The sequence below is a fragment of the Candidatus Absconditicoccus praedator genome (assembly GCF_021057185.1).
GTDB classification, from domain to species: domain Bacteria; phylum Patescibacteriota; class Gracilibacteria; order Absconditabacterales; family Absconditicoccaceae; genus Absconditicoccus; species Absconditicoccus praedator.
The window spans coordinates 149,495-163,463 of the sequence record NZ_CP054059.1; the positions used below are offsets into that span (position 1 = coordinate 149,495).

The following is a 13,969-nucleotide window of genomic DNA, read 5'->3' on the forward strand; positions in this document are numbered from 1 at the left end:
CCCTTTTTTTGTAATTGTAAACTCAAATTATTGTTCACAAGCTTCTCACCAATTTGGTTGTTTGTCATCATTTCATTGGAATCCAGCTCATCTATCAAAGTGAACTACTTGATTTCTTCAATTTATATTTTCAACACACCAACTACTAATATCTTGCTCAAATTTTTCAGCACTTCTAAACATAAATTTCATATCTTCTACAGAATCAACATTCCATTCACTTATATCTTGATTAAAAGAACTTGCATTCCAAAACATTTTACTCATGTCTGTAACATTGCTTACATCCCAGTGAGTAATGTTATTTGTATCCCAGAAATCAACCTCATTTTCATCAGAAGAATTGTTTCCTGGTGCGTTTCATCTTCAGTTTCATCTTCAGTTTCATCTTCAGTTTCATCTTCCATTTGAGTTTCTATTATTTGAGTTATTAAAGTTTTTGATGTCTTGAAATAAACCGCTTAAATCTTCTATGTTGGATCACAATTGTAGATCATCTAGTGTATATTGATTTTCATTAGGCTCTCAAGCTCAAGCAAAATCATATTTTTCTCAGTCTTTATCAACGACTTTACCTCATTTAATAGCATTTTCCAGTTGTTGTCTATTATCAACAACTATATAATCTTGTTCATCTTTGTCATCATCTTCTTCCTTTTTCTCCAAAACTAGAGTAACAGATTTATCTTCTGTTAGCTCAATTGATCTAGATTTACTTTCATATCAATCTTTTGAAGCTGTAAGTTCGTAGTCTCATTCTTCAAGCTCAAATGTTGCATTATATCATTCTTTTTGTTTGTCTCAAACACTCAAAATTGAATCTAGTTGTTCTCAATCTTTGTTTTCTGTATTAACTTCTAAAGTGTAAATTTTGTCTTCATCATCTTCTTTTTTCTCTAAAACTATAGTAATGGATTTGTCTTCTGTTAGTTCAATTGTTCTAGATTTGTCTTTATATCAGTCTTTTGAAGCTGTAAGTTCATAGTCTCATTTTAATACTGAAGTTACTAAGTTTTGATATGTTACATTGGATCAATCTTTAGTGTTTCAGTTAAGATTTAGTTCTGCTTCTAGAGAATCTCAATTTTTATTTTCAACATTAATTTCTAGGTCAAATGTTTCTTCATCCAAAACTAGAGTAGTGGACTTATCTTCTGTTAGTTCAATTGTTCTAGATTTGTCTTTATATCAGTCTTTTGAAGCTGTAAGTTCGTAGTCTCATTCTTCAAGCTCAAATGTTGCATTATATCATTCTTTTTGTTTGTCTCAAATACTCAAAATTGAATCTAGTTGTTCTCAATCTTTGTTTTCTGTATTAACTTCTAAAGTATAAGTTTTGTCTTCATCATCCTCGTCCTCATCTTTATCTTTAATGGCCATTAAACTTTCATATAAATCAGGTATTTTTCCCGAAGTAGTTTTTGATGCAAGAGAATCAAGATTTCTTCAATTTTCTAATAATATGTCTTTAACTTCCAAATATGTAAGTTCTGGATCATAAGACCACAATAGTGATAATGCTCATGCTACATATGGAGCTGCCATAGAAGTTCATTGTTTATTTGAATATTCATTGTCTAATACTGTAGATTTTATACCAACTCAAGGAGCAGCCAAATTTACAAACTTGTCTCAATAGTTAGAGAACCAAGCAAAACTCTCATCTGAGTCTATTGCAGCTACTGTGATAACATTATCTAATCATTCGATTTTTTCTCCTCCACAACTAAAATCTGCTGAATATGATGCAGGAAAGAACAACTCTTCATTCAGATTTGCTTCTACATTTCAAGCTGCAGCAACCACAATTCATCATTCTTCCTTAAAATTTTCAATTTTATCATAAAAGAACATATCAAGCATTTCTTCATTACAACTATCTTTATCGTATGGTCCAGCTCATAGACTCATGTTGATTATTTTTGCTCAATTGTTTTTTGAGAAACTTATTGCATCTATTATGTCTTCGGTTGTTGAAGCTGATCATCTTTCATCCAAAGCTTTTACAGCCATTAATTCAGAATTTGGATTGATTCATGCAATTCAAACTTCGTTATCCATTTCTGCTCATATTATTCAAGCAACATGACTTCAATGTCAACTGTCATCTTCAGGATTGTTGTTTTCATTCACATAATCATATCAATGTTTGCATCATCCACTTATTTCTTGAGAATCTTCATCTACACAATCAGAACCATCCCATAGTTGATTTTTGAGATCTTCGTGTTCAGAATATATTCAGCTATCTACTACAGAAACCAATGACTTACCTCAAGAAGTAGTATCTCAAGAATATATGTTCATAGCTTCTTGCCAGTTGATAGCTTCATGTCACCATAGTTCATCTATGTGTTCATCATTAGGTTGATATGGTTCAAAATCTAATTTTTCATATTTAAAATTGGGTTGAACCTGACTTATATCATTATTATCCTTAAATTTTGATATAAGTTCTTTGGTTGTATGTTTTTCTGATTTAGCTTTCAAGATGTTTTTTGCATTCTCTATTCATCTTACATCTAGATCTTTGCTTTCAAGAACTTCTAATGCTCTAGATATTCCGCCTCAATTATTTTTCACTAAAACTTCTCATTCTACATAATCTCTATTAATTTCAATATCATCATTACCTGAGTTTCAACTATCTCTATCAGAATTTCAAGGGTTTCATATTTGATATCAAATATCTGGTGGGTTTGCTCATCATTTAGAATTTTCTCATATTCATGGAATTCATCTAAAAGCAAGACTAAAACTACTACTAAATATTAGTAATGATATTGCAGATATACAGGTTAGTTTGACCAAAGGATTGCTTTGTTTTTTCATTTTTGTTTATATTTAGTATATAAAAGTATTTTTATTATATTTACAAATATTAGAATTTCAATATTTTTTATTGATATTATTCAAATATTTGTTGATTTGGGACAAAATAAAAAAACGGTAAAGAATTAATCTATCGTTCTAGGTTTGTGGTGATGAAATATTATTTGTTTCTCTTGTTCAGTTGAAAATAAGACAATCAAAACTCTTAAAATTGTAAAGTAATAATTGAGAAAATTTGTAACATCTAATTAAGGTTTGGAGTATTAGAGAAAATCCACTATGCTACTATCAAATAGATGCACTGAACTTTTCAAAAAAACCATATCTCATATTTTTTATAGATTATTCTTGGCTATATTGATGCTAGTTATCCAAAAATAATTATAGTAGTGGCTGTTATAAATAGGTATAGATTGCCATTATATTCTATTCTTTCAATTTAATAATTGGATTTTTTATATCCAAAGACAAACTCAATCTTTTTTGAATTAAGTTTTATAAGAATAATTTAAAAAGGGTGAAAGAAATGCTTTTCACCCTTTTTTGGGGAGACTGTTTGCTATTCTAATTTTCCCCAAAGATTCTTGGGAAAAGTGTTTTTTCGTGGGATACCTCACGAAGTATAATTACAACTATAACACTTAGCAAAAGCCCAATTACATGATATATATCAAGATCATGCTTGAGTACTATTTGTCTACAAAATGATAGCACAACAAGCACAACAAAATGATACAAGAAAAGAAGCGTGGTTTTGCCTATTAAGCGAAAATAGGCCATTTTGATAACTTCGAAGCCTATTATCGTCCAGAATAGTTGATAAGCTAAGAAGTCATTATATTCTTTTACAGGAAGGTCGCCTAATACCATACTTTTAGTATTAAGGACAACCCAAACTGCTATAAAAATCCAAAAAAAGGTCTCTGCCCATCTGAATCCTGATTGAAAAAGCTCAGATAGGTAGTTTTTTTCTGGAATCTTGTTCCATATTTGTGCCAATGTATTATTCAACATTTAATAGCTCCTTTGCTTGTTGGCCGTATGTAGGTTGATATTTATAATTTTAATGTCTGAAAAGTCAAGCTTAGATTAAAAATCAAATTTATAATTATATTTGTGAACAGTAATATGTAAGATTATATAGCGTTGTTAAAAATAATGTGTATACAAAATACTATTTATTTGATAACAAACTATGTAATGAATATACATAAAAATACAAGACTAACACCACTCCAGAGAAAAGAGGTCTGGGAATACTATAAAAGATGAATGAAGCCTAAGGATTTACATATTAAGTTCAATGTATCATTGCCTACCATATACAAGATAATAAAGAGAGCAAGAACTCAAGAGTTTTTACCAAGAAATTCTATCAATAATAGATTTAGAAACATTAGGCGATGATTACTTAGATTAGCTAAAATAGAATCTAAGATAATAGAAAAGAAAAACAAAGAAGCTAGAAGATACAATAAAAACTACCCTTGAGAAATGATGCATTTTGACACAAAAAAACTACCTCTTATAAGATGAGCAGCAAACAAAAAGTCTGAATACTTATTTGTATGAATAGACGACTATTCTAGAGAACTTTATGTAGCTATAATGCAAGATAAGACACAAGTATCTTCGTCTATGTTTCTTAGACAGGTAATAGATGAATGTCCTTACACTATTGAGTGTGTGTACTCAGATAATTGAGTTGAGTACAAATGAAATGATAAACATGAATTTGTTAAAGAGTGTGTAAAAAGCTGAATAAAGCAAAAATTTACAAAAGTTAGAACACCAAGAACAAATTGAAAAGCAGAGAGGGTTATAAGAACATTAATCGATATGTGGCACAGTAAGGAAGTTTTTAAGTCATCAGAACATAGAAAAATGTCTTTAAAAAGATTTGTAAATCGATATAACACTGTAAAGCCACATAAATGACTAGATAATAAAACTCCTTATGAAGTTATTGAAAAGTTCTATTACTGATAATTTTTTAACAACGCTACCTTTTCTTACACATATGCTTAGTAATACTGAGTGAGTTGAATATTCAAGAAGCCGTGACTTTTATGATTTCGAATACCCTAATTGAGATGAAATAAAAATTAGACTAGATAAACTTGAAATTACAGAAAAAAGAAATGGTGAAGCTAATAATGTACAAGATTTTGAAACTTTTAAGGAAAATGTTCGAAAAATTAGTATTAAGAGTAGTAGAGATTTACCAGGTGAATGAGAATTTGATAGAACTGCTTAGTTTTAACTTGAAATAAAAAAGTATGATAAATTATGAAGAATATATAAAAAGCTTTAAAAAACTTGATTATGAAGGGAAAAGAAAAAAGTTATTAGGTATGCTAGATATTCTTGCTGGGAAAGAAAGTGTTTTTGATGATATTCAAGGTTTGATTAAAAATTTAAATATAATTAATGAATGATTTTTGGATACTATTTTTTATATAATAGCAAATATAATGTATTCATTTGAAAAGTCACAAATTGAAAAATCAAAAAATAATCTTGATAGACTAAAAACCAAACTTAGAAGATTACAAGAACAAGAATCAAAAGAAAAAGAAAAGGAATCAATAGAAGCAGATAACTTATTGGATAAAATTTAATTTTTAAAAAATAAATAATGACTGGACTTGAAACTTATCATGAACAAATTGAAAACTTGCCTATAGATGAATCAGAGTATGAAGCATTAAATTTGGTAAAAGAATCTATGGAAGAAGATGATACAGATGTAGATTTAAGTATGTCTATAGAACAATCTGATCATGTAAATATCGAAGAATTTGTTTCACAATTAAGAGATGTTTTTAACCAGCTTGAATCAAATAATGCGGAACAATCTCAAATTGATTCTGTTATAAATATTGCTAGAGAAGTATGAGTTGAAGAGCAAGTACTTTGAGACAGGTCAGAAGATGACTTTGACTCGGATGAAGAATGAACTGAAGATAGAGAATGAAATAACGATGAAGATGAAGTAAATGATAATATAGATCAAGAAGACTCAGATTTGGAAAATAAATCTTTTTTTGAAAAAATAGATTATATATGGAATAATGATTCAGCTGATTGAGTATTATGAAAAATATCAGCTACATTTTCTGTAGTTGTGGATAAATTTAGTTCTTCTAAAAATGTTGAATCAACTGAATCCAATGAAGAAGAAATTTCAGAGGAATTTAATCATTGGTTAAGTATTTTAGATACTTTTACCGAAAAGGAGCTAACTTTTGAAAAAGTTAAAGATAATCTAAATGCATGGTTAGAGGTTAATAGTGATAATAATGATGTTGAACCAATAAAAGAGCATGATTTTTGAGAAGAAACTATTCAAGTATTGTCTATTTATCAATCATCACTTAAAGAGGAAGAAAAAATAAATTCTGATTCAGAAAAAAATTGACTTGTATGACCAGAAATATTATACAATCTTTTTGAAGATGAACTAGAAAATCATGATTTAGAGCAGTTAAAATCTATACAGTATCTTAATGATAGTTTATCAGAAAATTGAGTAATAAAAATACAAAACTTTTTAAAAGAAATTTGACAAACAATTAACAAACAGGAAGAATGAGTTTTAGGAAAAAGCACATATGAAAGCTTGAAAGAATCTTTTGACGATGCACCTGAAGAACAAAAAGAAGAGTTAACAGATAAATTGGTAGAGTCTTTGAATTATGAAGTTTTAGAATCTTTGGCAAATATTGATCATAATAAAGCCTGAATAGATCAGTTATTTTCTAGAATGGTTGACAGGGCAAAACAAACCATAAAAGATCAACAGGAAAGTTAATTATTAAATTTTAATATTTTTTAGTAATAAAGATATATATTGTTTTGTGAAAAATATGTAATAGCAAACAAGATTATGATTATAAATAGTTGATTTTTTTTGTTTTATCCTTAAATTAATTACTAATTTACTTATCAAATTTTGAATATGAAGAAATTTTTATTTTTCTGGGTAATCCTCATTTTTTGATTTTGATTTTGATACTTAGAAAATAATTCTGTAAACAATGATTGAAACAATAATGAAGATATACAAGAATGTGTAGAAGATAAATATAAAATAGAATGAAATTTTGATTTGAAGCTTTGAAATCCCTGAAATTACGAGGTGACTGCTGGTGATATTGGTTTTTTTGTGCCAGAAGAATCAAATTTTTATGTTTATAGCTGATCAGAAGAGCTTTTTAATTATCAATGAACAAATTTTGCATATAATTTTGAAGAAGCTTGAGAATATCAAATATTTTGACATTTTGTAGATGAAGATTGATGTGAGTATGAAGTATGGGAAACCATAAATGTTTATGAGCAAATATATTTGTATATTACTGATCAAGAGGGTACATTTGATTATATTGGTACTCAAAGATTTGCTGATAATAATATTTTTTTGAAAAAGGTAGTTTTGCCACAAAAAACATTTTTAGTAGAAGATGATTTTTTTCAATTATTCTCTGATGATATTTCTAACTTTATAGATGCAGAAAGAATAATTATAAACACTTCTAATTTTCCAACTATATTTGATTTTATGTGAAGGTTTTGAGATTTATATAACATAAATTTTGCTGATAAAGATATATATCTTGTAACATGAACTGGTTTCAATTTTTTAAAAAGAACAATTGCTCAGTATATAAATAAAATTTGAATAACAAGCATAAATGTGGTATCACAAAATGATTTGATAAAACTTTTTAGTGATCTTGCAGACACAAAAAAGGTAACAAAAGATAAAGACTATGTAGAGTTGTTTTCTATTGATTTTGAAGATGTCCAAAAACAATACTTTCTTTCTTATGTGGTTGATTACTTGGTTTATAATGAGTTTCCTATAAATCTAATTGGCTTGATGCTTACTATTTCTGTATGAGTTTTGATAGTAAGTATATTTAGGCAGGTTATCTGATTTTCTGTGTTTGGAGTTTATAATCCAATTTTGTTTGCTGTAAGTATGGTTGTATTATGAATTCAACTAACATTTGTATTATTGTTTATATCATTTTTGTCATCTATTATAATCAATCTTTTTACAAGAAGAGTATATTTGCTACATAGTGCAAAAATTTCTCTATTGATGATAATATATTTTGTGATATGATTTTTCGTATTTTGGGCTGATAGATTTTTTGCTTTTAATATAGTTGATTATTCAATATTTACAAATAGTTTCATAATTTTTCCATTAATTTTTCTTATCATAGTTGCCAACAAAGTATTTAGTGAAAATTTCTCTTTGTTTAGTAAATGATGGATAGTGTCTTTTATTGAATTTATTATTGTTTCTTTTGTCGTATATTGGGTTTTGACATGGCATTGATTTCAATTTTTTATGCTTTCATATCCTGATATTATATTTTTCGTTTTGCTTTTAAATATATTAGTATGAAGATTTACTTGACTTCAATTGTTGGAATATCTTCGTTTTAGACCTTTGATGAAAAATAGTGGAGAAGAAGAGTAATTTTTTGACAAAATTTAATTTTTAGTATATAATAGAATAAATTTAGAATTCTAACTATTTTCTTGATGGAAACCATAGAAAGATATTGATGAATGAATGAAAGTATTGAAACTATAGATAGAAGTAGTGAATCAGTTGATAATGAGGTAGATATTGACAGAATGCAATCAATAGAAGAAAGAGAAGTTATTACAAGCACAATGATGGAATTAGAGAAACTTAGAGAAGAAATACAGCCATTGGAGAGCAGTCTTGATAATACTTTATGAAACAATGAGGATGTTTGGGACGATTTGTCTAATGAAGAATTTCAAGAAACAATAGATGATATAGATGACTCTCGTTTTTCTGATATGAATGGTTTTGAAGAAGGTGTAATGAATTTTTGAAGACATTTTAGTCAAAGATTAAGTGAAAGACAGAAAAATTATGAATGGGAACAAGAAAATAAAGATAAAATTAATAGTCCTGATTATGTCTGGTGTTATCGATGAGAAGAAAACAAAGATAATATTCCAGAATATGCCAAATATCAAAATGGTGAATATTGAAATTTTTTGGTAAAAAGAGAGGATTTTGAAAATGAGTTGAGAGAGTTTGATGTTACTAAGATAAGCTCAAAATGAATTGCTGACTATTTTATGAAATTGTATATTGCAAACTGAGAAAGTTCTGAAAAGACTGTTTTGAATTTGTACAATATTATGTGAAGAGAAAATATTGCAAGACTATGAGAAATATGGAAAAATACAATTGATAAAAAACAAGACTCTTTACCAAATGCATTAGATACACTAAGAAACAACTGAATGGAGCAGTTAATCCATGAGTTATTGAAGTTTGTAGAAAATTTTGGTGATTTTGAAGAGTCTGTAATAGATGACACTATTGAAGTATCTAAATCTCCAGTAGGTGTGGATGTTTTGGGTAGAGATATTCAAGACCCTCAAAGATGACAAAAACTTGTAGAAAATGCTACTTCCAAAAAATCTATAGAAGAAATTAGAGAAAAAATATCATATCTTGAACAGCAAAGAGTTGATGGTATGGATATTTTTTTGGAAAAGATTGAAGATAAGAATGAGGAATTTCATTCATTGATACTTGAAAATGAATGATTAAGAAGTGATATCTGACAAATTTTTCAAAATATAGAAAAAGAAGATGATCCAGATAAAATTTCTGTTTTGGTGGCGGAATGACTTATGAGAGCTTTCGATGATAATTTACCACCTAATAAGTTAAATGATTTTATGGATGAGTCTGAAAACTTGGTTTTTGGAAGGAATGTTAAATCTTTTTGAAATATTGTTGCAGACTCTCAAAGACAGGCTGACAATACAAATCAAGAAATTAATAGAAAACTTTTGTCTTATCATGATAATTATGAAAATCATATCTTGCAAGAAAAGAATTGATCTGATGAGAGTGATGAACTTGAGCAGTTAGAAGAGGAAATGCAAGAGCTACAAGAAACACAAGAAGAATTAGAAGAAACTCAAGAAAGAATTGAAAATCGTCAAGAAAATTACGAAAAAGTGTATGAAAATCTTGAAGATGATGAATTTGTAAAAGAGGTTCAAGAATATTATAATCAATGATATTCTGCTACAAATATTCATAAAAACATGTCTGAAAAATCCGATTCAAATGAAACTAATAAAAATACCAATCAAAATAAAACTACTTCTCAATCAACCAATAATAATTGACCAGTAAATAATGAAACAGCAACTGTATGATCATTTTCATACAACTGAAATACAGCAACATTTTCATCAAAGGAGTGAGAAAAAGAAATAGAAGTTGAGTGATATTCTCTTGTGGATTTAAATAAAAACTTACTTTTGGAGCATCTTAAGGATTTTGGATTTGAAAATATTGACTGAATTAATTGAAATGTTGATGATTTTTTTGATAAATTATGAGTTAGAATTTATAATGAGTTATCAGAAGATGATATACAGACTTTTATTAAATATTTATGAAGGATTATTTATGAAAAAATAGAATGAGAATATGAAACAAGTAATAAAAATCTTCAAAATATCAAAAAAGAAATAATAAAGAGTCCATATGAATGATTAAATAAATTTTTTGAGTATTGTAGAGAAAATACCCATATCTTGTATGAATTATGACTAATAGATAGAGTGGAAAATATATTGGATCTTTCTGATATACCAACTTTTGAAGGAAGTATAGAAAATTTTTATAAGAATAAATAAATTTATTAATAGTTTGACAAAGCAAAATATTTAAATATAATAATATTAGTTTAAAAATAAAAATAAAAAAATGGTCAATGAGTCTGGCGAAAGAATTGAAAATCCTCAAGTGGAGTCTTTGTCTAACAAAGAAATCATTTATGAGAATATATGAGATGAGAAAAAAAATGGGCTTGAAGGAAGTTTTATAGAATATATATCAGATAATACTGAATTTTCACAATTGTCAGAAAAACAAATTAATAATTTTACAAAATTTGTAGAAAATGCTTTTGAGGATTTAGATGAAGATAAAAAAGGTGATTTATATGTTTTGATGATTGTTTTATTATCCAGACTTAGTCAGGAAGAATTTTTTAATTTATTAGAAGAAGATTGGAGCCCGGAATTATGAACTAAAATTAATGAAAATAAAAATATTTTAATATGATATGAAAATGATAATAATTTTGCTAGATACCTAGAAGATAAACATTTTGGTGATTATAAATGATTTTTGGAGGAGTTGAAAGATATGTGAAAAGAAGATATAGTTAAAAAACAAATTTCCAATTTCCTTAGTGATTCAGAAATAGACTTAGACTTTGATATAGAAGAAGCATTAGAAAATATCACATTTGATCAAAATGAAATAAAAGAGTTAAGCAAGATTCTCAATAAAAACTGATATAATGATATTTATAAGTTTTATGAGCTTTGTAGTAAATGAGTGAATGATTATAATAATAAACAAAAATTATTAAGTGAGGTTTTTTGAATATCAAATATTCCTGACTGATGAAATTCAAATTGAATAGGTTTTGAATATTGAGCAGATAGGTTTAAGAATTTTTCATTTGAAGATACTTTTGAAAGCTTATTAAAGACTTCATGAAAACCTTTTTTAGATTTTATCTACAAACTGGAAAAAGCACAAAGTTATGAAGAGTTAGAAAATATTTTACAAAATGATTTAAATTCTTATATTAGACCAGAAAATAGGCAAGATTTTGAAAGTATGGTGATATATTATATGAATACAAATGAGAATGTAGATTTAGAATATTCAGATATTGAATCTTTAAATAGTGTGTTAGGATTGTCAATAGAAAACTATAATATTTATATGGTAGAGGTTTTAAGGCAGAAAGATAATATTGATTCATCAATAAAAAGTTTTGTTGATGATATTGATGGTTTGGATGAGACTTCTAAGAGAGAACTGAGGAGGTGAATTAGAGAATCTCTTGACGAAGCATTGTTTGATGAAGAAGATGAAAATGAATCAAATAATGTTTTAGGTACTTTTTTTGATACACTGAAAGGTAAAATAGGGGACAGTGATAATATTAGTGAAAATGAGATTAACAATATTATTATGCCTGCATTTGGTGATGCAAGAGATGATATAGATAAATTTGTAAAATTATTTTTTGATTTAGAAAAAACTAAAGAAACTCATGAAATAATAAATAATACTACTCATGAATTGTTGCAAGAAAATGAAGATTTGCTTGAATGAAATGAACAAGACCTTAGTTATATTATTAGATATTATATAGAAAATGATTGATTTGAGTGAATTTCTTCTCATTCTGAAAAAGTAGCTATTACAAATATTTTAACTCAAACAGATAAGATAGATCTATGAGATAATACAATCTCTGAAATAAGGGGATTTATTTGGTCAGATGAGTATGATTGATTAGATAGTTTAAAATGGTATCTTGATGATGATCAAATAGAAGTATTATGAAAAGAAGTTGAGAATAGACAAAGTAATATAAATAATTTGATTGATCAAATTCAAGATGATGAAAATTTGAACTCAATTTTACAGAAAAATTCAGAAGAGCTGGATAATACTATAAATGAATTAGATGAAAGGCAAAATGAAGTTAGTAGTTTTATAGAAGAAAATTATGAGGAAGAGTTTTACTGAAGTTTTGTAAGTTGACTAAATTCAGAAAAGTATGAACAACGAAAAGATAATCAAGATATAACTGATATTGAAACCAGCTTCGATGAGTGAAAAACTTCTTCAATAAGAAGCTCATTTGATAGTCCTTTTCAACTACCTTGAGAAAGAGTAGAGTATGAGTCATCTAATAAAGCCAAAAATCCATTCTATGATTCAGAAAATCCTAACAGTAAAGAATATATAGAATGAACTTGAAAAATAGATACCAATAAAAATATTATTATGGAGTACTTTTCAACAAATTGATTCTGATTGAATAATATGGAGTGCACTCCTGATGAGTTCAAAGAAAGGTTTGGTGTATCTTTAGACAAAGATCTTACAAATGATGATTTTGATAAGATATGAAAAATCCTTTGAAAACATCTTATTGAAAAAATGTCACAACTACAACAGGAAAATTCTAATTTTTCATGAAAAAATTCTGTGATAACAGAACTTATTAGTTGAATAATCAAAAATCCTACAGATTGATTAAAAAAATATTTTAATTATGCTGGAAATGTAAATACCGAATTCAATGAAAAAATATGATTAATTGATCATGAATGAAATTTTGATGTAAAGCAAATTCAAGAATGATCTTGGTCTAATATACAAGAATACTACAACACCAAAAAAGAAGAACTTACAACTCAAAAAACATGATTGGCACGAATAAAAGCACTTTTTTCAAAATAAAATAAAGTTGAAAAAATAAAAATTTTCAATACAAACAAGAAGTTATTTATTTCTTTTAAGTGTAGATGAAAGAATTGTTGCAAAAGTACGTGTTTGATAAATATTCAAAAGAAGGAAATGTAGGAATATTTTTTTCTTGATTTGATAAAAATTGAACTCAGATTTTTTCGAATTGAGTTTTTCAAACACAAGAAACTTTAGAAAGTGTTTTGGAAAATATTTATGATTGAATCATTGCCGAACACGAACAAAACATAAATATGATAGCTGTTGATGTTATTTCAGAAAAAGAAGAACTTACAAATCCTAATGATATACTTTCTACTGATATTAAAAATTATTGATTTTTGTTGGTGTCTTTGAATGACGAATCATCTTGAATAATATTACCAAACACTTCATGAGTTGCAGATGCTAAAAATTCGTTATCTTTGATCAAACAAAAATATGAACTTTCCTGAAATGTTTCTATATATAGATTCAAAACAGATAGGTTTGTGATCAGGAAAGAGTAGTGTTGAATTGTGAAAATTTATTTTGAAACAATAATATTATGGTGAAAAAAAAACTTAATACAGAAGCTACAAAAAAAAGATCTCAAAATTCATTATTTACAGCTTTGAAAGATTGATTTCAGCTTACAATAAATCATATACAAAAAACTGCTGTTGATGTGTTTTCTACACCTTCAGGCGGAAAAAATCAAATATCAAAAGATTTAGAAAAATTTGAAAAAACGCTTATCGAAAAAAGAAAAATTTAATATTCTAA

At 27.0% G+C, this 13,969-nt stretch carries 11 protein-coding genes; 9 read left to right on the top strand and 2 right to left on the bottom strand.

The features are described 5' to 3' along the window. Nucleotides 1-27: 27 nt before the first annotated feature. The gene (locus tag HLG78_RS00720) at nt 28-2,832 is read right to left on the bottom strand and encodes a S8 family serine peptidase (protein WP_231178450.1); all 2,805 of its coding nucleotides are present in this window, start codon (nt 2,830-2,832) and stop codon (nt 28-30) included. A gap of 564 nt (nt 2,833-3,396) precedes the next feature. After that, the gene (locus tag HLG78_RS00725; RefSeq protein ID WP_231178453.1) at nt 3,397-3,612 is read right to left on the bottom strand and encodes a hypothetical protein; all 216 of its coding nucleotides are present in this window, start codon (nt 3,610-3,612) and stop codon (nt 3,397-3,399) included. A gap of 420 nt (nt 3,613-4,032) precedes the next feature. Here HLG78_RS00725 and HLG78_RS00730 point away from each other — a divergent pair, with 420 nt between their 5' ends. The 9 genes from HLG78_RS00730 (at nt 4,033) to HLG78_RS00770 (ending at nt 13,961) form a co-directional block, all read left to right on the top strand. After that, nucleotides 4,033-4,821, top strand: a complete 789-nt coding sequence (locus HLG78_RS00730) for an integrase core domain-containing protein (RefSeq protein WP_231176132.1) — start codon at nt 4,033-4,035, stop codon at nt 4,819-4,821. Next, nucleotides 4,790-5,089, top strand: a complete 300-nt coding sequence (locus tag HLG78_RS00735) for a hypothetical protein (protein ID WP_231178457.1) — start codon at nt 4,790-4,792, stop codon at nt 5,087-5,089. Before HLG78_RS00730 ends, HLG78_RS00735 begins: the two co-directional genes overlap by 32 nt. A 22-nt stretch (nt 5,090-5,111) precedes the next feature. Next, nucleotides 5,112-5,453: a hypothetical protein gene (locus HLG78_RS00740; protein WP_231178459.1), complete on the top strand. Its 342-nt coding sequence runs from the start codon at nt 5,112-5,114 to the stop codon at nt 5,451-5,453. 17 nt (nt 5,454-5,470) lie between these two features. Further along, nucleotides 5,471-6,646, top strand: coding sequence for a hypothetical protein (locus tag HLG78_RS00745; protein ID WP_231178461.1), 1,176 nt, complete (start codon nt 5,471-5,473; stop codon nt 6,644-6,646). Between the two features lie 147 nt (nt 6,647-6,793). Then, entirely contained in the window at nt 6,794-8,329 is a 1,536-nt protein-coding gene (locus tag HLG78_RS00750) for a 7TM domain-containing protein (RefSeq protein ID WP_231178464.1), read from the top strand. A 65-nt stretch (nt 8,330-8,394) separates the two neighbouring features. Further along, the gene (locus tag HLG78_RS00755; RefSeq protein ID WP_231178466.1) at nt 8,395-10,557 is read left to right on the top strand and encodes a hypothetical protein; all 2,163 of its coding nucleotides are present in this window, start codon (nt 8,395-8,397) and stop codon (nt 10,555-10,557) included. A gap of 70 nt (nt 10,558-10,627) precedes the next feature. Beyond that, complete coding sequence (locus HLG78_RS00760; protein WP_231178468.1) at nt 10,628-13,198, top strand: hypothetical protein; 2,571 nt, start codon at nt 10,628-10,630, stop codon at nt 13,196-13,198. 65 nt (nt 13,199-13,263) lie between these two features. Next, complete coding sequence (locus HLG78_RS00765; protein ID WP_231178471.1) at nt 13,264-13,713, top strand: hypothetical protein; 450 nt, start codon at nt 13,264-13,266, stop codon at nt 13,711-13,713. 38 nt (nt 13,714-13,751) lie between these two features. Further along, a complete protein-coding gene (locus tag HLG78_RS00770; protein WP_231178473.1) occupies nt 13,752-13,961 on the top strand; it encodes a hypothetical protein in 210 nt (69 codons plus the stop codon). Nucleotides 13,962-13,969 lie beyond the last annotated feature (8 nt).